16 protein-coding genes are annotated in these 26433 nt (G+C 38.7%); 4 read left to right on the plus strand and 12 right to left on the minus strand.

Annotated features, from left to right (window positions below; all coding sequences use genetic code 11):
- Positions 1-7: 7 nt before the first annotated feature.
- From ACH30E_RS14975 to uxuA, 3 genes are all read right to left on the minus strand, one after another.
- Entirely contained in the window at positions 8-3145 is a 3138-nt protein-coding gene (locus ACH30E_RS14975) for a SusC/RagA family TonB-linked outer membrane protein (RefSeq protein WP_490825472.1), read from the minus strand.
- 190 nt (positions 3146-3335) lie between these two features.
- On the minus strand, positions 3336-6284 hold the full coding sequence (locus ACH30E_RS14980; RefSeq protein WP_490825473.1) for a triple tyrosine motif-containing protein: 2949 nt from the start codon (positions 6282-6284) through the stop codon (positions 3336-3338).
- A complete protein-coding gene (gene uxuA, locus ACH30E_RS14985) occupies positions 6274-7452 on the minus strand; it encodes a mannonate dehydratase (RefSeq protein WP_490825474.1) in 1179 nt (392 codons plus the stop codon). Before uxuA ends, ACH30E_RS14980 begins: the two co-directional genes overlap by 11 nt.
- Positions 7453-7593: 141 nt before the next feature.
- Between uxuA and ACH30E_RS14990 the strand changes: the two genes are divergently transcribed.
- Positions 7594-8601: a LacI family DNA-binding transcriptional regulator gene (locus ACH30E_RS14990; protein WP_490825475.1), complete on the plus strand. Its 1008-nt coding sequence runs from the start codon at positions 7594-7596 to the stop codon at positions 8599-8601.
- Positions 8602-8607: 6 nt separating this feature from the next.
- On the opposite strand, the gene ACH30E_RS14995 is transcribed toward ACH30E_RS14990, so the two are convergent.
- From ACH30E_RS14995 to ACH30E_RS15005, 3 genes are read right to left on the minus strand one after another with little or no spacing between them, the layout of a single operon-like run.
- Positions 8608-9780 (minus strand): glycoside hydrolase family 88 protein, encoded by a 1173-nt coding sequence (locus ACH30E_RS14995; RefSeq protein ID WP_490825476.1) that lies wholly within the window; start codon positions 9778-9780, stop codon positions 8608-8610.
- A gap of 19 nt (positions 9781-9799) precedes the next feature.
- Positions 9800-10978, minus strand: a complete 1179-nt coding sequence (locus tag ACH30E_RS15000) for an alginate lyase family protein (RefSeq protein WP_490825477.1) — start codon at positions 10976-10978, stop codon at positions 9800-9802.
- Between the two features lie 17 nt (positions 10979-10995).
- Entirely contained in the window at positions 10996-13434 is a 2439-nt protein-coding gene (locus ACH30E_RS15005; protein WP_490825478.1) for a glycoside hydrolase family 2 TIM barrel-domain containing protein, read from the minus strand.
- 498 nt (positions 13435-13932) lie between these two features.
- On the opposite strand from ACH30E_RS15005, the gene ACH30E_RS15010 reads away from it, so the two are divergent.
- A complete protein-coding gene (locus tag ACH30E_RS15010) occupies positions 13933-14991 on the plus strand; it encodes a sensor histidine kinase (RefSeq protein WP_490825479.1) in 1059 nt (352 codons plus the stop codon).
- On the plus strand, positions 14978-15694 hold the full coding sequence (locus tag ACH30E_RS15015) for a LytR/AlgR family response regulator transcription factor (RefSeq protein ID WP_294996615.1): 717 nt from the start codon (positions 14978-14980) through the stop codon (positions 15692-15694). Before ACH30E_RS15010 ends, ACH30E_RS15015 begins: the two co-directional genes overlap by 14 nt.
- A 28-nt stretch (positions 15695-15722) precedes the next feature.
- Here the strand turns inward: ACH30E_RS15015 and ACH30E_RS15020 are convergent, their stop codons facing one another.
- From ACH30E_RS15020 to ACH30E_RS15035, 4 genes are all read right to left on the minus strand, one after another.
- Positions 15723-16436: a hypothetical protein gene (locus ACH30E_RS15020; RefSeq protein ID WP_490825480.1), complete on the minus strand. Its 714-nt coding sequence runs from the start codon at positions 16434-16436 to the stop codon at positions 15723-15725.
- Between the two features lie 73 nt (positions 16437-16509).
- Positions 16510-17985 carry a RagB/SusD family nutrient uptake outer membrane protein gene (locus tag ACH30E_RS15025; RefSeq protein WP_490825481.1) on the minus strand — a complete coding sequence of 492 codons (1476 nt, stop codon included), beginning with the start codon at positions 17983-17985 and terminating at the stop codon, positions 16510-16512.
- Positions 17986-18001: 16 nt separating this feature from the next.
- A complete protein-coding gene (locus tag ACH30E_RS15030) occupies positions 18002-21061 on the minus strand; it encodes a SusC/RagA family TonB-linked outer membrane protein (RefSeq protein WP_490825482.1) in 3060 nt (1019 codons plus the stop codon).
- Between the two features lie 311 nt (positions 21062-21372).
- On the minus strand, positions 21373-22347 hold the full coding sequence (locus ACH30E_RS15035; protein WP_490825483.1) for a TolB family protein: 975 nt from the start codon (positions 22345-22347) through the stop codon (positions 21373-21375).
- Positions 22348-23083: 736 nt separating this feature from the next.
- On the opposite strand from ACH30E_RS15035, the gene ACH30E_RS15040 reads away from it, so the two are divergent.
- Complete coding sequence (locus ACH30E_RS15040) at positions 23084-24214, plus strand: Gfo/Idh/MocA family protein (protein ID WP_490825484.1); 1131 nt, start codon at positions 23084-23086, stop codon at positions 24212-24214.
- Positions 24215-24274: 60 nt separating this feature from the next.
- Here ACH30E_RS15040 and ACH30E_RS15045 read toward each other — a convergent pair whose 3' ends face one another.
- Together ACH30E_RS15045 and ACH30E_RS15050 are read right to left on the minus strand one after the other, a co-directional pair.
- Positions 24275-25555 carry a mandelate racemase/muconate lactonizing enzyme family protein gene (locus ACH30E_RS15045; protein WP_490825485.1) on the minus strand — a complete coding sequence of 427 codons (1281 nt, stop codon included), beginning with the start codon at positions 25553-25555 and terminating at the stop codon, positions 24275-24277.
- A gap of 32 nt (positions 25556-25587) precedes the next feature.
- Positions 25588-26358: an RraA family protein gene (locus ACH30E_RS15050; RefSeq protein ID WP_490839011.1), complete on the minus strand. Its 771-nt coding sequence runs from the start codon at positions 26356-26358 to the stop codon at positions 25588-25590.
- Between the last annotated feature and the right edge of the window lie 75 nt (positions 26359-26433).

A 26433-nucleotide genomic window follows, 5' to 3' on the forward strand; every position in this document is an offset into this window, starting at 1 on the left:
TAATTGATTAAAGTGAAATATTAACACCGAATGCTACTGTGCGGTAAAAAGGATAGTCGGTTGCACTTGCTCCATTACCAACTTCCGGATCAAATACTCTCAGCACTTTGGTTGTTTCCCATAGATCCTGACCAGAGATATACACTTTCATTTCACGCACGATATTTTTCTTAAATGGAATTGTATAACCTATCTGAACATTTTTCAGACGCAGGTAAGCACCGTTCTGTACCCATTTATCAGAAGGCCTGAAATTATGTGCACTGGTTTGGTACATCCTTGGAAAAAATGAATTAAGGTTATCCGGCGTCCAACGATCCATATGAATGGTCCATGGCATATCCGCTGTTCCTAATATTGGAGAAAGTGTTCCTTCATCGATCAGGAATTTTCTGGAGAATGCTCCCTGCAGGAATGCAGAGAAATCAAATCCATTCCATGAAAGCCCCAGGTCTAAGCCATAAGTATATCTGGCATTTGTTGTACCCAGGTAAACAAGGTCACCAGATTTATCTGGGGTACCTTCACCCGGACTAATGATACCATCCTTATTAAGGTCAAGGTATTTCATATCGCCTGCAGTATAGTTGGCGAAAAATGGATAAGATACAGATGTTTTATAATCGTTGGCAGCTTGTGCAGTTGGAAAATATCCACCTGTTTTATATCCCCATACACTATTAAGCGGATAGCCTTCCAACAAGCCTACAACACCTCCATTACCGATAGAGTTTACTCCATTGTATTTTACCAGTTTGTTCTGGTTATCAGAAATATTAAAGCCAACACGGTAATCTACGCGTCCAACTTTATCTCTCCATTTCACATCAAATTCCCAACCCCAGCTTTTTAATTCACCCACATTCAATGGTGGTACATTTACGCCGATGATATTAGGCAGGTTTAAGGTTGCGAGCATATTCTTGTTACGCTTCACATAATAATCTGTGGTGATACTTAGCCTGTTTCTCAATAAACTCAAGTCTATACCAATATTAGACTGCTGAACGGTTTCCCAGGTTTTGTTGGGAGATGCCAGTGCAGATTGATAAATATATTGTGTACGCACACCGTTGAAAACGATATTATTGGTACCCGTTATACCACTGTTCAGCAACGGAATATAATCGTATAAACCAAGCACCGATCCATTACCTAATTGTCCCCACGATAACCTCAGTTTACCACTATTCAGGAAGCTTAGTTTTTCCATAAACTTCTCGCTTGTAAATTTCCATGCTGCTGAGAAAGATGGGAACATTTGCCAACGGTTTTGAGGCGCTAGTCTTGAACTACCATCATATCTGTAAGAAGCTTCAAAAAGGTATCGATCTTTAAAACTATAATTCAGCCTACCAAATGCAGAACCCAATGCCCATGTTTGCACCACATCACGGGTTGTTTTGGTAAGTGGATCAGCAAAGTTCATGCTGAAGAATGTGTTATTGATCATGCTTTGCGCAGATGCCTGTAACTCATCTTTTCTGTATTCTTCATACTGTCCACCCTGCATAATGGTGAATGCATGATCTTTTACTTTAAATTTATAAGTAAGAAATGCCTGTGCATTATTCTGATAAGCCTTATTCTTGGTAAGGGTCATTCTGTTTGGCGCATTTATCTGGAACCTGATGGTATTGGTTGATCTGCCATACCAGAATATGGAGCGACTATTATTTTCCATATTGTAATTGTTCTGGTTTCTCCAGGCAATTACATCTAGTGTAAGTCCTTTCACTACATTCTTTACCTGAAGATTAACCCTTCCGGTAAAAGTTTCATAATCCCTTGTTTCTAATCCGGCATTCTTTTGAATATCAATCGGGTTAATTTGTAAATCACCATTATAAGGCTGACCTGTAACATCTTCAGCAGGAGTGTACAGGTTTTGGCGTGTACGACTTCTATACATTCTGTTGATGATTTGTTCAGTGCCGAATGAATTTTCACGTACAAATGAGCCAATATATCCTGCAGTTAATTTCAGACTTACATACTTACTTAATTCAGTATTTACATTTAGTTTGATATTATAGCGGGAGTTATCATCTGGTCCAAACCTAAGCACACCATCTCTTTTGTAATAGCTGGTTGAGAGCAAATAAGTGGTATTTCTCTCTCCACCACTTACAGAAACACTATGGTTCTGCATGTGGTTAATTTTACTCATACCCTCTTTTATCCAATTGGTGTTACCAAAGTATTCCCATCTGTCTGAATTAGGATTCGGTCTGTAAGAAAAATTCGGATTTCTTAACCATTCGTGTTGTTCTGCGTTGAATTCCCTAGTACCGGTAGCATTAAATCTTGCTTCATCAATCAGGGTTTGTTCATCCCAAGAATTCAATCGTTCAGGCTGGCGGGCTGTAATATTCAAGCCATAGTAGCTGCTTACGTTTACCCTTGTTTTACCTGCAACACCTTGTTTGGTAGTTACCAGGATTACACCCGATGCTGCTCTCGCACCATAAATTGCAGATGCAGATGCATCTTTCAAAACTGAAATTGATTCGATATCATTCGGATCGATCAGATTCAGGTCTTGCTCCATACCATCCACCAATACCAGTGCCGATGCTGCATTGGAAGAAGAAAATCCTCTTATTCGAATTCCGTAGCCTTCTTCCCCAGGTTTACCACTACCACGTAAAACCGTTACACCGGGTAATACACCCTGTAATGCGCCAGTTACATTTGGCACTGGTCTGTTGATCAGGTCCTTTCCAGATACCTGAGCTACTGCACCACTTAAATTAGCCTTACGTTGACTACCATATCCTACTACTACTACATTTTCTAATGAGTTGGGGTTTTCAAAAAGCACCACTTCCATTTTCAGGTTGGCAGTAATTTTTTCTTCCCGGGTCAGGTAACCTGTGTAAGAAAAACTGAGGGTTCCGCCTAAAGGAGCATTGATTGTAAAAAGGCCCTTGTTATCCGTTGTGGCATAGGTACCAGTACCTTTTAGGAGTACCGTAACCCCCGCCATTGGGGATCGACTGGAATCGAGAACCGTTCCGGTAACCTTCGATGACTGTCCGAAAAGCGAAACAGCAGCAAATTGGAGTATTAAAAAAAGGAGGGGAAATGAGCTTCGCATGAACCACTGGCTACGTGGTCTAAAGCGCATGGCTTGGACATTCATATGGCAATTGTTTTGATTGTTGACTCAAAATTGCTCGAATATCACCTCTAAAGCCAAAAAAAACACTACGTCAAAACTACTGCAAAAAGAAAAAATGTTATTGATTATCAATTAATTAGAAAATAAATTCACTACACCAGCCAAAAAAGGCAAAAATCTTGCTTTTTTTTCGCAGGTATTCCTCTAAAATTCAGGCTTCGGAGTCCGACTCAGCCAGACGGATCAGGTAGTCGGTAAGGTTTATCTCGTTTGGCAAACCAAGCTTTTTGCGAAGTCGGTATCTGCTGGTTTCCACCCCTCTCACCGATATATTCAGTAGTTGCGCGATCTCTTTCGTAGAAAGGTTAAGTCTTAGGTATGCTGCAAGTTTCAGTTCAGTAGAAGTTACTTCAGGACAGGTTTCCCGTAATTTTTTCAGGTAATTGGCATGAACAGTATCAAAATGGATCGAAAATTTCTCCCATTCCTCTGCGGGATTTAGTTCGGTATCTATCAATTTAATGATCTTTTGAAATTCCTTGTTCCCCTTATCCCGGTCTGGCATTTTTTTATACTGAACCAGATCTTCTTTCAATTTCGACAGAATTTCCATTTTTCGTACCAGGCTCATGGCTGAAGATGCCAGTTCTGCATTTTTATGACTTACTTCAGATTGCAGTTTTTCATTTTTCAAACGAATGATTTCTTTCTCATTTTTTTCCATTTCGAATTGATGCCGATACTTTAACTGTTCCTGTTCTTCTGCATATTTTCGTTTCTGTTCTTGCAATTTCTGAGCCTGTAATTTTCGGTATTTCTCCTGCTGCCTTTTATAAAAAAAGTAAAGCACCCCAAAACCAAATCCGGTAAACAAAAGATAGGCCCACCAGGTTTGGTACCAGGGTGCCAATATCCTAAACTTGAAAATTGAAACCGGTGATTCGCTGTCGATATTATTCCGGCTTTTTACTTGAAATACATAATCACCTGCCGGCAGATTCGTATAATCTTTATCCGTTCTTTTTGTCCAACCAGACCACCCCTTATCAAACCCTTTGAGGTAAACACTATACTCTAAATTTTCTTTTCTTCCATACAACACAGAGGAGAACTCAAAACGTACCGAATTATTTTTATAAGCGATTCCGGGTAATTCAGTCAAATTACTATAACCACCATATACTAGTCCAGCTTGTTGGTCATTGCTTGTTACTGAACGCACCAATACTTTGAGTGGAATTCTATTATCCTTATACTGTGCATAATTTATATGGAAAAACCCTTTTTCGGCAGCAACAATAATATTCGCACTATCAATGATATTAATTTCCTCGAATCCGTTAGCCATCACCTTATCATCAATTTCCGTGATGAATATCATTCTTGGTTTCGAGGCACTCATGTCTACAACACCTAACCTCTTTCCCAGGCAGAACCAGATATTTCCTTTTTTATCCTGCTTGAGATAACTAACCAACCTACCTGCAAATATTTTTTCCAGGCGATCAGATCTTACAAAATCACGCTTCGTATTATCATACTCAAAAATACCATTATCGGTAGTAAGCACCATGCTTTCACCTAACTTGAAAATTTTATTATGATTGGTGGATAGTATTTTTTTTGTGTCAACATATTTTGTAACAACAGGTTTTTTTTGCGCGTCGAAATGAACTTTATATAACCCTTTGTAGGGGTGTGCATTCCAGATTTCATTGTTATGAATTACCACAAAGCGCGCTGATTCAAATTTTGCGGCTATGTTAGGATTAATGATGTTCCCATTTTGCTGATAAAAAAGGTTGATCCCATTATAATTACCGGCTACAATAGTTGAACTTACCTGATTAGGCATCAATGGCTGAAATCGCCAGTATCCTGAAGTCTGGTCATCAATAGCAAGCGCTCTATTGCCGCTAATCAGGTAAGCTCCTTTATTATGCCCAACAAACAGCGATCCGTTTATAGCAGAGAGTGCCCAGACCTGACCACCTGTATTTTCTACAAACTCGAATCTTGATTTCAGCATGCTGATATCAATCTTTTCCTGTGTATTGTATTTTACCCTGTACACTCCTGTGGACAAACCAAAATAAATATAGCCATCGTGTAATATGGAAGTATACCCGGCATTACGTTCAGCCTGGTCGGGAAATATATGTTTGATGGCATTACTATTCACAACAAGGTCAATGCCATTGTCGAGGCCAAACCATAGATTTTTGTCTTTATCCAGAAAGCAGGAAAGAATATTGTGGTTCTGTATTCCCTCATCTTTTGTATAACCCAGAATGAATTGTCCTTTTTTATTGATTACATAACAACCTCCGATATTAGTGGTGATGGCAATTTTACCATCACCCAGCATACATGCTCCGGAGATATTCTTTTTAGCAATAACTTCAATATCCGGTGTACTAAATTTTGAGATCGTATCACCATGAATCAGGTAAATACCGCTGAACACGGTAGGCAGTAGTATACTATCTTTCCCAATCTGCAAAGCAGCTCTTGGCAATGCCTGATATGGTAATGCCCCATGACGTATCCTTGGAATCCATTCGCCATTGATGTAGGATACCAGTCCAAGATCATGTTCATAAGCAAGCAATTCCCTGTTAGTTCCACCTAAAAAGATCCAGTTTTTATTTGAGTGTACTTTAATTTTTTTACCATCGTATTCGAATAATCTTCTGTTAGATCTGAAGAATACCTTTTCTCTGAATACAGATACATTCCAAACATCCGCAAAATCGTAATCAGCTTTAGAGAGTAATGTTTTCAGTGAAGTATACACCAATTCACCTTTATTGGATGGAGCAAAAAACCCAAACTCTTCCTGTCCACCAACATATAGTTTATTGTCTGGCCCTATAGCAAGGGAGCGAACTACCGTTTTATTTGGTAAGGGATAGGTTTTCCAGTAGGTGCCATCAAAACTTAATACCCCAAGGTTATTGGCGAAAAAAACCACCCCGCTACTATCCTGTACAATATTGGAATTCTGGTTACCGGCACCATACATCTGTCGACTGTAATTGATAATGGTGGGAATGCCTATGGTATTCTGAGCAAACAATAATTGTACATGTACTGTTAGTAAAACAACAGTCAGCAAGCAGAAAAGCCCAAATCTTTTTAAAAAAGCACTATTGACCATGAAAGCTTTTATAAATTCCAACTTCTAATCCGCGTAATTCAGCCAATCCTTTTAGTCTACCGATAGCGGAATAACCCGGATTTGTTTTCTTATTCAAATCGTCCAACATTTGATGTCCATGATCTGGTCGCATGGGTAAATTACGTTTATATTCCTGCATCAAACACACCAGATGCTTCATTACCTGATACATATCAACATCTCCTTCAAGATGGTTATCTTCATAAAAATTCCCCTCGTCATCTCTTTTTGTACTGCGAAGGTGAACAAAATGTATTCTTCCAGCAAACTCATTTACCATAGCCGGGAGATCATTATCTTGTCTTACACCAAAAGATCCGGTACAAAAACAAATACCATTGGCCTCAATAGGTGTTTTTTGAAAAAGTAGATTCAAATGCGCTGCTGTACTTACAACCCTTGGCAGACCGAAGATCGGAAAAGGAGGATCATCCGGATGAATCGCCAGTTTAACCCTTGCTTTTTCTGCAACAGGTGCAATACATGACTGAAAATAGATCAGGTTATGTTGTAATACCTGCTCATCAATGCCTTTATACTGATCAAGTGCTTGCTGAAACTGTTCTACAGTAAAGCTTTCTTCACTTCCGGGTAAGCCAGCAATAATGTTTTGCTGCAATATCTTTTTTTCTGATTCAGACATTGATTCGAATCTTTTATTTGCCTTCGCAATCTCCTCTTCGGTGTAATCTTTTTCAGCTCCAGGTCTTTTCAGTATCCACAGATCAAAAGCTGCTACCGCTGCTTTTTCAAAACGCAGGGCCTTGCTACCATCCGAACAGGTAAAACTTAAGTCGGTCCTGGTCCAATCCAGCACTGGCATAAAATTATAGGTAACCGTATCAATACCGCATAAACCGAGGTTTTGTATGGATTTCTGGTAATTTTCAATATATCGGTGAAAATTACCTTTTTGCGTTTTAATTGCTTCATGCACTGGAACACTTTCTACCACGGACCATTTTAAGCCAGCTTGTTCAATGAGGTTTTTTCGTTCCACAATAGCATCTATTTCCCATACCTCCCCATTGGGTATATGGTGTAACGCAGTAACCACACCTTTACATCCTGCCTGTAATAAATCTGACAGACTAACAGGATCTTTAGGACCAAACCACCTCATTGTTTGTTCAAAATGATAATTCATATATGTGTAATAGGTTCAGGTTATTAAACGATTTGACAGTAATTTGTACTTTTTTTTCAAGGCTACATACATCTATTGAATTTTTTTTCACGCAATCGTGTACGATATTTACAGGCAGGTACAGTACTAAACTAATATTACATGGATCAAGTTACACTCAAGACACTCGCTAAGGAATTGAATGTTTCTACTTCCACTATTTCCCGTGCGTTGAGGGGAAGTCATGAGATCAGTTTAGAGACACAGAAAAAAGTGAAAGATCTTGCCGAAAAATTAGGATTTATTCCAAATGCTTATGCCAGTAGTCTGAGGCAGAGTAAAAGCAAAACAATCGCTGTAATTATCCCTGAAATAGAGAACCATTTTTTTTCACAGGCTATGAAGGGTGTTGAAGAGATTGCACAAAAGAAGCATTACCATGTGTTGATTTATCTTACAAATGAAGATTATAATAAAGAAAAAGAGATTTTAAAAGTGCTGCGTAATGGAAGAGTGGATGGTTTTATGATTTCTGTATCGAATACTACCAAAGATTTTCAGCATATAAAAGAATTGGCTGATACCGGTCTACCGCTGGTTTGTTTCGACAGGGTTGCAGAATCGATTGATGTACCAAAAGTTACAACAGACGACCAGCAATCTGCTGAAATGGCTACAGCCCATTTACTGGAAAAGGGTTGTAAGCGTATTGCTTATTTATCAATGTCTGAACAACTATCCATCAGCAATCACCGGAAAATTGGTTATATCAATGCTTTACAGAAAAAAGGGTTAGCTGAGGAAGCAATGATCATTGAGTGTGGAACAGAAGACCAGGCTAACAGAAAAATAATTACGCAATTACTCAAAGGAAAGAAAAAACCAGATGCTGTATTTGCGGCTGTTGAAAAACTAGCCATTAATACTTATGAAGTTTGCCGGGAACTCAATATTGAAATACCCGACAAACTAAAAGTTATTGGCTTTTCAAATTTACCTGCAGCATCTTTATTCTCTCCCTCTCTCTCTACAATTATCCAACCGGCAAGAGAAATCGGCAAAGAAGCTACGGCCGTTTTATTTAAACTTATTGAAAAGAAGCCGCTCCTGAAAAGTGAAAAAAAACAAAGTTTTCCTTCAACCATTATCAGCAGACGCTCAACTGAATAACAGGACTTATTTTTTCATTTTTTGTTTTCTCAACAAAGCTTCCAGGTAATAGTAATCTGCATAACAAATGGGCACATCAACTTCACTGTTTGCTGGTTTTGCACCGGTGCTATGTATCAGCAAAAACCCTTTATTTTCTCCAATCGGAGACCGGTAATGATTGGTAAGTGATGTAAGTATAAGATCAGCTTTACTTTTATATAGTTTTCCTGATTTGCTGTAACCACTTAATTCATATAAAGCCGAAGCCAGCACTGCGGCTGATGATGCGTCTCTTGGCTCGTTGGGAATATTGGGTGCATCAAAATCCCAATACGGAATCATGTCTTTCGGCAAACGAGGGTGTTTCAACATAAAATCAGCCGCTTTTTCAGCTTGCAAAAGATAACGGGCATCTTTTGTAAACCTGTATGCCATGGTATATCCATAAACAGCCCATGCTTGTCCCCTGGCCCAGGCAGACTCTCTCGCATAACCCTGGTGGGTATCTTTTTGACGGATCGTACCGTTTGTAGTATCATAATCTACCACATGAAAAGTACTGAAATCATTTCTGAAATGATTTTTCATAGTTGTGTTTGCATGTGTAACTGCTATTTTATAAAAGGAAGAATCTCCGGTTAATTCAGTTGCTGCAAACAATAGTTCAAGGTTCATCATATTGTCTATGATTACCGGATAATCCCAAACATTTCTATTATGATCCCATGAACGTATAACACCTGCGGTTTTATTGAATCTTTTGCAAAGTGTTTTTGCTGCTTCTATTACAACTTCTTTATAATGCGGATCTTTTGAAATCCGATATGCATTACCTACACTACAATAAACTTTAAAACCCATATCGTGTGTACCTGCATTTGTTTTTTCCTTTTCGAGTGGAGCAGTGTACATTTTTGCCAGGTCCATCCATTTTTGATCACCTGTATATTCAAATAAATACCACAATTCTCCCGGAAAAAAACCACTTGTCCAGTCGCGCGAAGAAATAGCTTTTAATGCCCCATTTTCTACCGTCCGTGGAGTAAACGGTTCAGTCCTGTTTTTATTCACCAAAACAAGTTCATCCAATAATACTTTTGTTTGTTTTTCCGCATCACTAAAGACCTGACTGATATTCAACTGCGCCATTCCCTGCAGAGATAAAAGCAGGGCAGCTACAATGATGTACTTTTTCATTTGCATACTGTTATTTTAATTAATACCATATTAAAGGGTTTCTTACAGGTAAATTCCTGATAACTTCTTCTGTTGATGGTTGGTGATCCAATTTTTTCCATATATCTAACCACTCACTTTTCTGATTTGCCAGTGCTCCGAAAACAAGGAATGGTTGAGCTACCGGCCAGTTATTCCAATACATAACATCTTTAGGAAATGGCCATTTTGTTTTATCAGTAATATAGGGAAACAAAAATTCAATCCCTTTATAAATAGACTGGCCTGTTTCAGTTTTGTAATTCCATAGATTATCGCCGTCTGTTGAAAGAATCTGGCAGATGGTAGCCATCGCATCTAAATTAAAAATTGCGTAGCCATAGGGTTTTGTTCTTCGCAATTCAAGCGGGAAGCTACCATCTGCCGCCATCTGTCTGGGTAAGAGCACTGTTTTATATCGTTCCCGGCAAAAATTTTGAACTTCCTTATTTCCGGTAAACTTTGCAAATGCTGCAACCTGCATTACCCAGCAAGTGCCGTGGTTATTTGCAGCATTCATTTCATCTTTCCCATACTGGTGCGTGGTTAGCCATTGTAAGAACTGTTGAAACCAGTTCCGTATTTCAACAAATTCAGCCCGGTATTTAATAGGTGATTTTTTCTCTACCTGCAGTAATGCCTGTACTACTTCCATCAGATGTACAGCATCTATAATGCCGATTCCTCGTCCGGTATACCTGCCTTTAATAGCTTGAGCAAATAAAAGATGCGGATTCATCCGGGTAGCCGTATCAATAAACCATGCCTTACAATGTTCAATTATCTTATCTGCATATACAGGATTGTCGTTAAGCAAATAAGCTGAGGCAAGGCTTCCGACAATTTCACTGAACCTGATCATTACCCTTCGGTGTTCAACAAAATTATCGGGATTCGTCATCCCATCTTTTTGTATATAGGGACTATCCGGATGTTTGGGATTTGGCCACCAATAATCTCCTTCACTATAAAAATCATGTTTTCCACCAGCAGATCTTGATGAGGTATAAGCTGTAATGGTTACTGGTTTCTGAGTTAATGCCCATTTGGCGTTTTCATTTACGGTCTTACTTAATACTTGCTTTACTTCCTGGAACAGGGAAGTTTGTATACTTGCCTGAGCCATCATCTTTGATGAGACTATCAGTAAAGAAAATAATATTAAGTTTTTAAGTTTCATTCAATTTCCATCTTGTATTATAATTGAAGTATGGCAACCGGAAAATTTTCGATGGTTGCACTCAATACACTCTCTCCTTTATAAGCTTCTACACTTATGACAGCCCTCCCATTGTATAATTGAACATAGGATGACCCTTTAGAAGTACCTAAATCATCCAGCAGTCTTCCTTTTCCGGTAAAACCAAAACGTACCCAATTGGCAGCGTCGAGACAAATATTTCCTTTTTCATCCAACAGCAGCACCTGGTAGGTATCTTTTTGATTGATTGATGCTATTTTTTCCAATTTTACTTTTGCAGGCTTACCCCATTTTGTTGTGACATAATTGAATCGAATGGTATCAGTAACCACAACTTGTTGTTTTTTTGCTTTAACATAAGCAATATGCTGTCCATGACTTAGGGGAACATTCCATCGTAAACCGGCAGCAGGAAAATCCTGGCTATTCCTTTTTTTAGTCCCATAACTTTTCTGGTCAACAAATAATTCTACTTCATCACAATTGGAATAGACTTTAATCATTTTTTCCTCACCCTCATTACCCCAACGAACAGGCCAGCTATGTCCATAAATATGTGCCATTGGTTTTTCTGTCCAATAGGATTGAAACAGGTAATAACTTTCCTTTTTTGTAAAATCTCTTTCTACTACCCCTTTTTGATTCACGTAAGGAACAGGATTATCAGGTCTCAATGGAGTAGAAAAATCCTTAAAAGGCCACTGAGCTGTTCCAGTTAACCAATCCATTGTTTCCTGTTCTTTAAGGTGCCAGTCTATCAGGTTACATATATATGATTCGCTCCAGTCCCCGTCTTTCGAAACCCTTGCTGCACCACCATACAGGGAGGCATCACCGGCTCTTTCATCTGTTTTACCCGTGCTTTTAATGTCTTGCAAACCTTTATCAGGTTGCTCTGAATGGCGACCTGCGTGGCTGTCACCTCCCCACTCAACATGCAAAAAATGATCTACTTTTTGCATTTCAGTTTCAGAAGCTTTTTTATAATCGGTATAAATTCCTCTGTACCATCCTGCCCAGATAGAGGGAGAATAAACATCAACAATATCTTTACAAAAATCACAACGTCTAATTGCGGTTTTCCTGGATGGATCTAACTTATGTGAAAGATCATTCAACTCTTTCATCAAGGTTCTAATCTTTACTGTATCGAAAACAGGAAAATCGCCCGGCCAGTCATTTTCATTTCCAAGTCCCCATATAATAATGGAAGGATGGTTATAATGCTGCTCAATCATATTACGCAACATTCGTTTTGCTTGTTGCTGATAAATTTCTCCGCCTACACCTCCCCTGCACCAGGGTATTTCTTCCCAAACCAATATTCCAAGGCTATCGCATAGATTGAGTATAATTGCTGATTGCTGATAATGACCGAGGCGAATAAAATTTACCCCCATTTCTTTCATCAGTAACATCTCCTCTCTCATTTGATCCTCCGTCATTGCAGCACCCACCCCTGCATGATCCTCATGTCGATGTGTACCTCGTAATAAAAGTCTTTTGCCATTTAATTTAAAGGGACCTTTTTTTACAAATTCAACATGTCGAAAGGCGATTTTCTCAGTATGCAAATACTGATTCATCTTAAGTTCAACGGTATATAATGCTGGTATTTCTGTTGACCATAATACAGTCTTAGGGATATTCCATTTTAGGATTTCCTGAAAATTGGTTCCTATTTGTACTGTTTCTTCCTTAACCAGCTTTCCATTGGGATCTATGAGTCGAATATTTGCACTTGCACTCTTTCTCTGCTCAAATGAAAGTAGGTTTGTCCTGATAGTCAATTGGGCATTTGCTCCGGTAATATCAGTTCTGGTATCAACCCACAATTTGCCCGTATAAGTAGCTGGAAGGTATTCCAGATTGAGGTATCGATAAATTCCACCGTAAATATTAAAGTCAGAGAGGCTGGAAGGAATCATTTCTACATCTCTCGAATTATCGGTACGTATTGAAATGGGGATAGCGCCATTAAATTGTTTCTGGCAAACCGGATTGGTTTGAAAAGCTTTTACTGCCTCAGTAATATCCATACTAAATTCATCATACCCTCCCACATGCTCACCAATTAAGGTTGTGTACACATAAACTTTGGTTTTTTGTCCGGCCCCTTCAAAATGAAGTATGGTCCGGCCATTCTCGTATGGATTTGAAATTGTGAGATTTGTTCTATACCAGGATGGTCCCTGGTAATACTGTTTATCAGGAGAAACAGCATCTTTCGTATTTACGCAATGGGGCAATTGTACTTTTTGCCAGATGGGCACACTTTCAGCCCCTCCCTTCACAACAGGTCTGACTGCCTCCCAAATACTTCCAATATCTTGTTGAAGGAATTCCCAGCCTTCATTTAAACGTTGTTTATGCTGCGCCAACAGCATAGATGGCAGCAACAATAAAACCCAAAGCAATCGTTTAGAAACTAGCATGCAAAAACTTTACATGACGAATTTATCCATCTTCTCCAAATTTGGCCCGCCTATTCGCGCAAACGATTCCGTAAGGTGTTGAGTTGTGTGTTTTCCAACTATAAGGCATTGCTGTTCTGGGAAATTTAACCTCAAGCTGCCAGTCGCACGTACGATGGAACACAGATTTTCATGATTTTCAGGATTTATCATGATAAACCTTGAAATCATGAAGATTAATATCAGATAGTACTTCATCACCATTCTAATATTTCTTTAACCAGCTAATTTTAAATATCGAACGCAGGCCTAACTACCTATTCCATCAATAGTAGAAAGCTTAAAATAACCGCAAATAATGGCTTGAAGCTTGTAGCTCGCAGCTTGAAGCTTTTCTTCCCATAGACCAAAATCAGTCGTTCAGACATAGTTTTTGGAATTTGGTATATTTAGTTGAATTAATTAACTGATTTACATGAATTTTAAAAACAAGCCCTTGTCAGCCTAAATGAAAGCTTTGTGAAACAACGAATTCTGCACCATACATTATTCTGGATTGCTTATGTAGCATTCAAAACCTATCTAAATGTTAGTGCATATCCTCTTTCCGGAGAAAATGTTTCAATGGCTGAAATTATTCTAGTATCTCTAAAGGCGCAATTGGTATTTCTTACGATTAAAATTCCGTTGGTATATACCTTATTCTATGCTGTAGACCAGTTCAATGCAAAAAAATGGGGTGGCTTGAAAACCTTTGGTTTTTCGGGCAGTTTTATCATTTTAGGCACTTTACTCTTTACTCTGTTAAACGACTTAGTTGTAGTACCTAATATATACGGATTACCGGCGAAAGAAATTGCCAATATAAAGTTTGCCTCCATTTTCTATAATGCCTTTTTACTTTCATTTATCTGTGGTATTGCCATTGCCCTTAAACTGGTACGACTAAATTTACAAATCAGGCAAAAGGAAGAAGAAACAGCCAGGAAAAAACTAGCCACAGAACTTATGTTTCTGAAATCGCAGATTAACCCGCATTTTCTATTTAATACCCTGAATAATATTTACGGTTTAGCAAGAAAAAAATCAGACGACACAGCTGAAATCGTGATGAAGCTTTCCAAACTACTCAGGTTTATGCTTTACGAAACGGCTCATCAATCTATTAATATATCTGATGAGTTAAAAGTGGTAAAAGATTATATTGAACTGGAGCAGTTACGATATGGTAGCCGGTTAAATATTACTTACCACGAAGATATCGACAATCAGCAGCAACAGATTACGCCATTGATCCTGATTCCATTTGTAGAGAATGCCTTTAAACATGGCATAAGTGAAACCAGGTTTGAATCTTATATTTCGATTAGCACTATTTTAAAAAATGGCTTTCTTAGATTTATTATAGAGAATTCAAAACCTGATTCCAGTGAAAAACTAATTGACAGAATTGGATTGAAGAATGTAAAACGACAGTTAGAACTCTTATATACTGAACACAACTTACAAATTGATGTCACCACCCATTCATTTAAGATTATACTTACGATAAATCTAACCAGGAATGCAACGTTATAATACCATAATTGTGGAAGATGAGCCAATTGCCGCTGAAATTCTCAGCGATTATATCCAACAAGTGCCCTTCTTACATAAAGTAGCCGTTTGTTCAGATGCGATATATGCCATGGAAATACTCCAGAAAGAAAAAATAGATCTGATGTTCCTGGATATCCACATGCCTAAGATTAAAGGGATGGAATTTATAAAAATGCTCAAAAACCCTCCCCAGATTATCATTACTTCTGCCTACCACGAATATGCTTTAGAGGGGTTTGAACTTGGTGTACTCGATTACCTGTTAAAGCCCATTGAATTCAACCGTTTTCTACTGGCAGTTAACAAATTGCAGCATCAGCCCGCTGCCCCATCACCTTCTCAGCAGGTATTACCCGCAGAAAAGCCTGCTATATTTTTTAATGTCAATAAGAAGAGAATCCGTGTGCTCCTGGAAAACATCTTATATATTGAAGGGTTAAAAGAGTATGTGAAAATATTCACTACAAACGGAAAAACCATCATTACCAAAACCCAACTTTCCTACCTTGAACAGGAATTAGGCAAGAATGGCTTTCTTAGAATTCATCGGTCTTTTATTGTTTCCAAGGAAAAAATAGATGCCTATAGTGCCGCCGATGTTGAAATTGCAGGCAAAAGTATCCCTATTGGCAGAGGGTATAAAGAATTTATCCAGCAATTACTGGAAAATCAACAAGGCTGATAAGCATCTTTTTTTATTGTAGGCTCTTTTAATGCTCCGGATATATTTCATCAATAATTTGAACAATACCTTTTACCTCTTTAATGGCAGACTGGTATCGCTGAATAATTTCTCCCACATCGGCCAGGGCCAGGAGATAGTTTCGAAGCTCATTATCTTTCAAAACCATTACCAGGTTATCCGATTTTGTGCCTATACCCATTCTTTTAGCATATAATAACTGCAGCATTTTACCCTTTAGTTCAATATATTCTTTAGTGGCATTAGTAAGTCCTACTATACGCTCTTCATACAAATCAAGTATATTGTTTCTTAGCTTATGGTTTTGAATAGTATTCATTTTCCCGCTGGCTTTAAATCCTTCATACCTACCCTTGTTTGGCAGCAAATGTGTTTTACTAATTAAAACCCAGGTGTATTTATTTAAAGAATCTTTATTTACCTGCTGTTCCATTACAAAGTATTTCAGCCATGTAGAACAGGTTGAATATCCCCATATATCTCCAGTCATTTCCTTGATATCATTTTCGAGGTCAGTTTTTAATCCTATCAGAAATTCTTTTACTTCCTTTTCTTCATGTGCATGCTCCCTTTGCTTTTCCATATAAACGGCGAATGAAACGGCAAAAACGATGATAAGAATTTCTACCAGTATTTCTCCGAGTCGTTTCCAGATATTCTTTTTCCGATTCCCTGCTTCTTTGAGAATATTATGCAGGTGTTTTTTTAATTCATGTTCCATTTGAGTGACTTTTATTTAAAAGAGCTGCCATAGGTCAGCTCTTTTGTAAAATGCATGGGTTAAAGCATGACACTTAGTATCCCGGATTCTGAACCAAGATTCCGGCGCTTTTATCCACTTCTCCCTGTGGTATTGGCAGAATAGATTTATTTGCGCCGAATGCCTGTGCTGGTAATATGGTAACACCATCACCATCATATTTATTCGTTACGGTTCCTTTCTGTCGCATAATATCCCAAAAGCGATGCCCTTCAAAAGCCAGTTCAATTCTTCTTTCTCCAAGTATGGCATTTATCAGATCGGTCTTTGAAGTAAAACTTGCAATTGTGTATGGCGCTGCAGTTACCCTGGCTCTATCACGTACCAGGTTTAATTTAGTAATTGCATCCGCATCAATACCTGTTGCCACCTGTGCTGAAGCTTCGGCATAGGTCAGTAATACTTCTGCATATCTAAGTACCGGAGACCAGTCTGACCTCGTGGCTATATCAGGGTATTTATTGGTGAAAAAGCTAGATGCTGTAGCTGAAGTAGTGCCTGGTATAATCATGTTTCGTCTCTTATCATCAAGCGCGAAATATGTATTAGTGGTAATATCACGAAAAGTATTTGATACTGCCAAATCACCTCTTCCTCCCGGGAAATAATGTTGCGGTAAGGCATTATTGGTATTAGGATTATCAGTGGTACTATTAGGAATACTCCAAATAGTTTCAGCAGTCTGGTAATTACCAGGTCCAAAAGCACCGGATGGAGAACTGTTTAACGCAAAAGCTCCATATTGTCCATTAATAATATTCAGACTAACAGATTTTGCATTTGCAAAATCACCTTTATACAAATGCACCCTTGCCAATAAGGCCGCCGCCGCTGCTTTTGTAGCCCTTGTTTTGGATGCATAAGAATTGGCTGCTCCATAAGTTGCGGGAAGATCTGCCAAAGCTGCCGTTAAATCACTAATGATGGATGTATAAACCTGGGCTACTGTGGCGCGTGGTTTATTAGCTGCAGGATCATTACTGGTGAAATTTTCTGTAACAATAGGTATACCCAAATGCGTTGCACCCGCCGTAAAGTTATAAGGCTGCGCAAAAAAGTTCACCAGATAAAAATTACTGACTGCACGTACGTACAAACATTCCGCAGTCAATTCTTTTGCTTTTGCTGAACTTACTACGCCAGAATTTGCCGCAATACCTGCAATGGCACGATTGGCAGTGGCAATTGAAATATAACCCGCATTCCATAAACCTGCTGAAAACCCGGTATTGGAAAGCAGGTTATAACGAGGCATATCTCCAAAAAAATTGGTACGATCATAAATATCGTTTCCTAAAAGATCAACATAAACCAATGCCCTTCCTGAAAGAAAATTTGCATCCTGCAGTCCGTTATAAGCTCCCATTACAGAGGCTTCCGCCTTTTGTGCTGTGCTGAAAGCCAAATCCGACGACAAACGATCAGGCGGTACTATTTCAGTCACTTCTTTCTGACAGGAAACCAGAAGAATGGTTGCCACAAAAAATGCATTAAATATGATTTTTTTCATGATAAAAAATTTAATGTTAGAGTCCTAAGTTGATACCAAAAGTGAATGTGCGGGCCAGATATGGTCTGAAGCCATCAATACCTAATCCAATATTTACATTGCCATTCGCATTACTTTCCGGATCAATACCTTTATAGCCAGTAATGGTAAATGCGTTTTGTATTTGAGCATATACCCTCAGGTTTGAAATATGCGCTTTCTCCAGCAATTTCTTTGGTAAAGTGTACCCAAGCTGAATATTCCTCATCCTTACAAAATCAGCTTTCTCAAGAAATCTGGTAGAGCCAAGGGTTGATTGATTTTCACCAAAAAACAATTTGGGAACATCTGTCTGGTCACCTGCTTTTGTCCATGCTCTTAAGATCTCTGTACTCTTATTACGCGTACCCGTCATAAGCAGTAGGTTTTGCATGGTATTATTAAAAGTGTAGGCGCCAAAAGAATATTGCATATCAAAAGAAAGATCCATTTGCTTGTAGCTAAAATGCTGCGATAATCCTCCAAAGAATTTTGGATAAGGTGTTTTATCATTCAACACAACACGGTCAGCAGCCGTAATAGCAGTGGTTACAGCACCATCACTTACCCTGGTCCACCTGTTAGCTGCCGGTGCCGCATGATCATATTGCTTCAATACGCCATTTACATCAAGGAATGTTGGTAACCCGTTTGCACTATTAACCCCTGCCCAGCGTATCAGGTAAAAGGCACTCATATTATAACCTGGACGTACAATGCTCTGTCCGCCAAGTATATCATTTCCAAAAGCATTGGTTGAAATAACTTTTGCTTTATTGGTAGCACCATTAAAACTGATATCCCATTTAAAGTCGCGTTTATTAATTACTGGTACATTCAACGAAAGTTCGAATCCTGATGATTCTATGCTTCCGATATTTTCAGTGATGGTATTACCCGGGAATCCTACGGTAGCCAGAATGGGATTATTAAGAATAAGATCCTTGGTCTTTTTGCGATAATAATCCAACACAATATTGATCCCCTTACCCATTACCAAATCAACCCCTACATCGAACTGACCAGTTTGTTCCCAACGAAGATTACTGTTACCAGGATTGTTCAGGTTTAAGGATGCAATATTTGCATATTGAGTTGGCGCAAAAGTTGCAAGACTAGGATAGTTCCCGATATTTGAGTTACCGGTAATACCATAACTGGCACGTAATTTCAGGTCGGATATTAACCTGGATTTCCAAAAATCTTCCTGCGATATTTTCCAGGCGGCAGAACCTGATGGGAAGTATCCCCAACGGTTGGTGCGACCAAATCCTGAATAAGCATCGCTCCTGATATTAAAACTCGCCAAATATTTTCCTTTGAAACCATAATTGAATCCTCCGAAATAGGAAGCCAACCCATTATTGATATCAATCCCATTCTGACCACCACTTGTAGCGAAATTTGCAGGATCGATGATCCTGATTAGTGGATCATTCAGACCAATACCAAAAGCGTAATTAAATGTTGCATAGCTCTTAGTGTATTCAGCACCAGCTAATACGCCCAGATCATGGTCTCCGAATTTCTTATTATAATTAAGCGTGTTGAACCAGCTCCATACCCTGGAATCTGTAGCTACCGTCTGACCCAAACCTGCAAGGCCTTGACCATCACCTACTGAAGGATCCCAATACTGATCGGTAAAACCAATCTGCATATCTGTATTATACTGAGATTTTAATTTTAGTCCCTTTAACAGTGTCAACTCACCATATACACTGTTGATAAATCTTCTGTTATCCCTTGTATCATAATTCAGGTTTTGTACAGCAACGGGGTTGGGTGTATTCTGCGCCACTGTATTACCTCCGTTGCCTACATAATAAGCTCCGGTAGCATCATATACAGGTACATTGGGGTAAGCAGTTAAAGGACCAAAAGGAACGCCACTTAATGCTCCACCAGTACCAGAACCTAAGCCATATAGAGTTGTTCTGGTAAACTGTGTTTTAATGCCAATTTCAAACCAATTGGTAACTTTTGTGGTTAGGTTTAAACGTGCAGAAGCTCTTTTTTGTCTGTTAACAATGATATAGTTTTCAAAATCATTGAATCCTAAAGAAGCATAATAGGTTGTTTTTTCCGAGCCCCCGCTTATGCCGATTTGATGATCGTGTGTAATACCTTTTCTATAAACCTGTTCCTGCCAATCGGTATTATCTGTTATCCCATCGCCATTAAAGTCGCCATTGGCTGCCGAAGCTGTTAATCCCGCATTTGTTCTCATTGTGTTAATTACTGAAGTGTACTGAGGACCATCAAGCACTTTCATTAACCGGGATGGTTGACTATATCCGAAATAAGCATTGTAGGTAATTCGCGGAGCACCAGATTTACCTTTTTTTGTTGTGATCATTAGTACACCACCTGAAGCACGACTTCCATATATAGATGCTGCAGAAGCGTCTTTTAATACTTCAACACTTTCTATATCATTGGGATTAATATCTGCCAATGCATTGGTTGGGTTATACAACTGACCGTTATCACCCTGAATAAGCGGTACACCATCCATTACAATTAAAGGTTGGCTACCTGAAGAAATGGATGAAGTTCCTCTTACACGAATATTAACCGGTGCACCAATTAAGCCTGAAGAGGTATTTACTTGTACCCCCGCAGCTTTACCAGTTAAAGCCTGATCAAAACTCAGGTTTGGACGATTCTCAATTTCTGCACCTGAAACTTTTGCAACTGATCCCGAAAGATTTGTCTTTCGAACAGTTGAATATCCCATAACTACCACTTCCTCCAAACTCGCATCGCTTGATTTTAATGCGATGGTTAGTGAAGTTCCTTTCCCAATAGCAACTTCCTTTTTGATAAAGTTTAGGGATGATACAACAAAAAGTTTTGCGGTAGCCGGTACTGAAATAGAGAAATTACCATCGCCGTCTGTAGTAGCACCATTCTGGGTACCTTTGACCTGAACAGATGCGCCAGCAATCGGATTACCCGTTTCATCGGTAACCCTTCCTTTGACGATACGTGTTTGCGCAAGCAAGCATAAACTGCTGAGTAGCGCAAAACACCATAAAACAATTCCTTTTCTCATAGAGTAAGTTTTAGTTTCAGAAAATAGTTTTCATGCTGTCTTTTGTATGCATGAGAAGAACTGTGCTGTTCATTCTTTACATCAAGACATTATTTAGTTGACAGTAAATTTTTGCCATCTATTGCTTAAAAAAATTTCTTTTCAACCAACAGCAGGAATCTGTCTACAAGAGGAAGTAATTGAAGTAAAAATCACTGCTGACTAAAAAACTGTATTTCAAACGCAGCAAACTGTAGTTGGTAAATAACAACAGGAGTAATAAACTGTAATTTTAGCTATTACTCCTGTTTTAAATATTTCAATGAGAAGAATTACCTGATACTTGCCAAAACCTTTTCAAAATTCACCCAATAAATATCTCCGGTGCCATTTTGTGGAGATCCAAATAATTTTTTTAACTGATCAAGCGAAGTTCTTGGTTCAAATATTTGTTTTAACTGATTTCGTTCACTTGTAAAAAAAAGTTTCTTTTTATCAAAGCTTAAAAAAGGACAGTAGTCTATTCTTACCGAATTTAAGAATGGAAGATGCACTGCTTTGGTCCACTTACCAGTGGCATCTTTCTGGCTCATATACAAATCGCTTCTGCCCATATCATCTTTCCGACCATAGGAAGTAAACATAATAAAATTTTCCTCGGGAGATACATACGCATTGAACTCATCTAATACAGAATTTATGGCAGTATCAAGGGCAACCGGTTCCTTAAATTTCCCATCTTCATTAATTGCCACGAAAATATCTTCCCTTCCTACTCCGTTTTTATACGATGCAGTAAAATACAGGTTACCAGATTTTGTACAGGAAGGATAAAACTCATTGGCTTCGGTATTTACAGGTGTTCCAAGATTAACAGGGATAGCTGACCACATGCCATCCTTCTTCTCAATATACCAAATGTCATAGTCCTTTAGTTTATCGCCACTGACAGGTCTATTAGAAGAAAAATAAAGCCTTTTTCCATCAGGAGAAAAAGATGGTTCAAGGTCACTATAATTACCGGCAAAAGGTGCCAGTTCTGCTTTGCTCCATAATCCGTCTTTTCCCAATTTCATGTGAACGATGGTTTGGAAATAACCCAATGGTGATTGAATAGTATAGAATATTTCAGTTTCATCAGGTGATAAGGCAAAATCCCTTTCAGCCAATCCGGTACTTATCACACCTGGAAAAAATATGGCTGGTTCAGGAGGCGGATTCTCAAATGAAATTTTTACCTGTGCCTGAGAAGAAGAAATAGCCAAAAGAAAAATACCTTGAAGTAAAAAAGCATAAAAATATTTCATACAACATTGATTTTAATCCAAAATAGCTCTCACGATTATTGCTTATGCTAAAAAAACATCAATAACAGTAATCATAAGATCGAAAGCCAAAATCAGCGGCCGAATGAATACTCACTTAGATTCAGGTTATTCATATTCTGTGGTCAATGTTTTAGTAAATAGATTTTATAAAAATCAATTCCTGCTTTGCTTTTTACTAAAAAACCCGGATAGAAATCCGGGTCGCTTTGCATTTTTTATAAAACACATGAGAAAAATTGACTTGTACTATTCCAGCATTTATCAGTTAAGTGGTGTTGATATTTATCTGGATTACTGTAAATGTAAAAGCGAGTTATAAAGAGATTTATAAAAATCTACCAGCTCCCAAAAAGTACAACCAGAAAGTATATACGAGAGTATGGCCGGCATACGGCTTTCAGACAATTGCTTAATTGACAGCAAAAGAAATCATTTGCATTATTTCAATCCATTTATAGTAAACTAATGCAACTGAAGAAAATTTTTTTACACAAAAAAAGCAATTTTAATAATTGAGTAGCTGACCAGGTCTTGACAAGAAACTGCAAATCAGTCTATTAAACTGACCCATTTTGCAAATTTGTATGCAACAAACAAAACGACACTTTAAAATACCCGAAGCAATTTTCTGGATTAAAGCAACTGACATATTTACTGCGAAAAGATTACCACATTACTGAAATAACAATTATATTAGGTGATATATTGTGAAGCAATGAAAGAGCATAAGAATTTCTCCAGACGTAGGTTTATCAATACCATTGGTATGGCAGGATTAGCCGCTCCCTTATTAGGATTAGCAGAAACATCGGTTCTTTCGGATTTAAATTCAATAGGTATGAGACAAGGTAAAAAGCTTGGCATTGCGTTGGTAGGATTAGGTAATTATGCTACAGGTCAGCTTGGCCCGGCTCTGTTACAAACGGAAAATTGTTATCTGGCAGGTATAGTAACTGGTACCCCATCTAAAATTCCGGCCTGGAAAGCAAAATATAATTTGAATGATAGGAATATTTATAATTACGAAACTTTTGATCAGATTAAAGACAACCCGGATATAGACATTATTTACGTAGTACTTCCGAATAATATGCACGCTGAATATACCATTCGTGCATTTGAAGCAGGCAAACATGTGATTTGTGAAAAACCTATGGCTATTACTGTAGAGGATTGCGACAGAATGATTGCAGCATCAAAAAAAGCAAATAAGTTTCTTTCCATCGGTTATCGTTTGCATTTTGAGCCCTATAATCTTGAAATGGCCAGACTGGGTACTTCAAAAATATATGGACGTATAAAACAAATCAGTGGCGGCTTTGGATTTAAAGCCGCACCAAATCAATGGCGCTTACAAAAGAAATATGCAGGTGGCGGGCCATTGATGGATCTTGGCATTTACGCAGTTCAGGGCATGTGTTATACAACTGGCATGGAACCTGTTGCCGTAAGTGCACAGGAAGGAAAGAAAACAGATTTTAAAAGATTCAGTGAAGTGGAACAATCACTTAGCTGGCAATTTGAGTTCCCGGATGGCCTTATTGGTAAAGGATATGCCAGCTACGATGATAATATGAATTTTTTAAAGGCCGAAGCTGAGAAAGGTGTTTTTGAATTAACTACCGCCTATAATTATGGGGGACTAAGCGGCAAAACACCCGAAGGTAACATGGGCTTTCCGCAGGTAAATCAACAGGCCAGACAAATGGATGCCATTGCCTTATCCATATTAAATAACCAACCTTCCATTGTACCTGGTGAAATGGGCAGAAGAGATGTAAAATATTTACAGGCTATCTATAAAGCTATGAGAACCGGAGAACGCGTTTTATTAGATAAAGCCTAATGAACAAAATAATGTTCGGCCTGCAAAATAGAAGAACTATAAGCAGGCCGAACAGGTCAGTTATTCAAAAAAGGGCACATTACGAACAGCATATTTCTTCATCGCATCAATATTAATATCTACCCCAATACCTGGTTTTTCAGATAAAGTGATAAAACTATCTTTTACCCATTCACCATCATACTGCACAATTTCTTTGTACATCGGATCGGTATGAAAATAAGACTGCCACTCAAGAATAAGGAAGTTGGGAACTGAAGCACAAACATGGCAGGCTGCCATGCATCCAAGGAAAGAAGCTACCATGTGTGGTGCAAAAGGTGTATAGTAAAGATTTGCCAGGTTTGCGATTCGCTGCCCCTCACCCAATCCACCCGCTTTTTGTAAATCAGGCATTACAATATCTACTGCTCCAATTTCAAGCATGCGCCTGAAACCATGTGCAAGGTATTGGTTTTCTCCCGCAGCAATGGGTGTGCTGGTTGAATCAGTGATTGACTTATACACTTCAACATTCTCAGCAGGTGTTGGTTCTTCCAGCCATAATAAATTAAGCGGTTCCATAAGTTTTGCTACAGCATGACCGGTTACTGCATCATATCGGCCATGCATATCTACCAATATATCCACATTCGGGCCCACTGCCTCGCGGGCAGCAGCAATCTGGTCGTACATTCTTTTCAATTCACCCGGACTGGCAGTCCAGTTATATCGATCATATTTATTAGGATCATTTGCCTGATCAAGATCAAACTTAATAGCATTAAACCCCATACTTTTTGATTTCAAAGCAGCATCAGCAAAGTCTTTGGCCTGGGGAAGGTTACGTTGATACAATGCAGTATCACAATAGACACGAATCTTATCCCTGAATTTGCCGCCCAGCAATTGATATACAGGCAGGTTTAAAGCCTTCCCTGCAACATCCCATAGCGCAGTTTCTATAGCAGACAATACAGCGATATACATGCCTGCTTGCGCCCCTTGAAAGAAACCGCCTCGCCTGATTTCTTCAAATAGTCTGTGCACATCTAAAGGATTTCTGCCCTTTAACCTGGCTTCAAAATTTTTCACCAAATGGTATGTTCCTGCAACAGCGTCCACGCCTTCGCCAACTCCGGTTATATCCTGATTAGTGAAAATCTTTACAAATAAGCTACCCCTGATATAACCACATTTAATTTCTGTTATCTTAAGATCTTTGGGCACAGATCTCTTCTCTGTATTTTCAATAGCTTGCTGGTAGCCGTTTCCGAAACTGCTGAAACTTGTGAAGGGTAGCATTGCTGATGCTAATGCAGCCTTGCTGAGAAAGGATCTTCGTGATTTAGTATTTTCCATATAAGTAAATTGCTTTGTTTAATAATTTAAGATTACCAAGTCCTGTCTTTTAAATATTCCTGGATAAATTCTTTGGGTACAGGAAGTTTATCTATATGCTCATTTAACCACTTCGAAAAATCCTTTTCAATTTCCGCAGACCATCTTGTATCAATTTGTCCGGCAGTGTACTTTCCTTCTCGTAATCTTTGGTGCCCGAACATATCTCTAAGGCTAACGATTTCTGAAGTGGTAACTACCTTCTCTGCGAGATGTGGCGGAATAAAAACTACAACCCCTAGTTTTCCAAGAACAACATCACCAGGCATAACAGTGACTTTACGAATACGTGTAGGTTGGTTGATACCAACAATCATGGTATTCAGGTCGCCGGGCGGGTTATGAAAAGAAGGATCGTAGCTGGTGTAAAAAGAAGTAAAGCCTCCTATTTCTTTTAATCCTTCAAGGTCTCTTAATGCTCCATCATATACAATGCCATTTCCTGTGCGTGCATAAATGGCGTTTCCTACATTATCTCCAATGGTGGGGCCATTCTTATGCGCACTAAACTGATCTGCAACATATACATCCCCTTTCTGCAAAAGGTCTACAGGCCATGTATTTTGTCCACGTTTGCCCTGTTTTTTTCCGGCTGAATCTATTGCTTTCCATACATCTGGTCTTGCAGGCATAAATGTTGCAGTCACAGCCCTTCCAACCAATGTACTGTCAGGGTTAATAGTCAACCAGCCTTCAGCAATCTGATAAGCATAGCCGGCATTTTTCATTACCGCCCAGGCTTCTTCAACGCTAACATTTTTCATCCGCGCTAAAATTTTGTCAGAAACTTTAGGCCGGCCATCCGGGAAACGTTCCCCTTTCCATTCAGGAGTTAGCAA

This window comes from Sediminibacterium sp. FW305-C-61, from assembly GCF_058231065.1.

Excerpts from the sequence above, each read along its gene's own strand:
- ACH30E_RS15020 (WP_490825480.1), bottom strand. The coding sequence starts at position 16,436 with ATGGAACATGAATTAAAAAAACACCTGCATAATATTCTCAAAGAAGCA.
- ACH30E_RS15045 (WP_490825485.1), bottom strand. The coding sequence starts at position 25,555 with ATGGAAAATACTAAATCACGAAGATCCTTTCTCAGCAAGGCTGCATTA.
- ACH30E_RS15005 (WP_490825478.1), bottom strand. The coding sequence starts at position 13,434 with ATGCTAGTTTCTAAACGATTGCTTTGGGTTTTATTGTTGCTGCCATCT.
- ACH30E_RS15040 (WP_490825484.1), top strand. The coding sequence starts at position 23,084 with ATGAAAGAGCATAAGAATTTCTCCAGACGTAGGTTTATCAATACCATT.
- ACH30E_RS15035 (WP_490825483.1), bottom strand. The coding sequence starts at position 22,347 with ATGAAATATTTTTATGCTTTTTTACTTCAAGGTATTTTTCTTTTGGCT.
- ACH30E_RS14995 (WP_490825476.1), bottom strand. The coding sequence starts at position 9,780 with ATGAAAAAGTACATCATTGTAGCTGCCCTGCTTTTATCTCTGCAGGGA.
- ACH30E_RS15030 (WP_490825482.1), bottom strand. The coding sequence starts at position 21,061 with ATGAGAAAAGGAATTGTTTTATGGTGTTTTGCGCTACTCAGCAGTTTA.
- ACH30E_RS14980 (WP_490825473.1), bottom strand. The coding sequence starts at position 6,284 with ATGGTCAATAGTGCTTTTTTAAAAAGATTTGGGCTTTTCTGCTTGCTG.
- ACH30E_RS15050 (WP_490839011.1), bottom strand. The coding sequence starts at position 26,358 with ATGAAAAATGTTAGCGTTGAAGAAGCCTGGGCGGTAATGAAAAATGCC.
- ACH30E_RS14990 (WP_490825475.1), top strand. The coding sequence starts at position 7,594 with ATGGATCAAGTTACACTCAAGACACTCGCTAAGGAATTGAATGTTTCT.
- ACH30E_RS15000 (WP_490825477.1), bottom strand. The coding sequence starts at position 10,978 with ATGAAACTTAAAAACTTAATATTATTTTCTTTACTGATAGTCTCATCA.
- ACH30E_RS14975 (WP_490825472.1), bottom strand. The coding sequence starts at position 3,145 with ATGAATGTCCAAGCCATGCGCTTTAGACCACGTAGCCAGTGGTTCATG.
- ACH30E_RS15015 (WP_294996615.1), top strand. The coding sequence starts at position 14,978 with ATGCAACGTTATAATACCATAATTGTGGAAGATGAGCCAATTGCCGCT.
- uxuA (WP_490825474.1), bottom strand. The coding sequence starts at position 7,452 with ATGAATTATCATTTTGAACAAACAATGAGGTGGTTTGGTCCTAAAGAT.
- ACH30E_RS15025 (WP_490825481.1), bottom strand. The coding sequence starts at position 17,985 with ATGAAAAAAATCATATTTAATGCATTTTTTGTGGCAACCATTCTTCTG.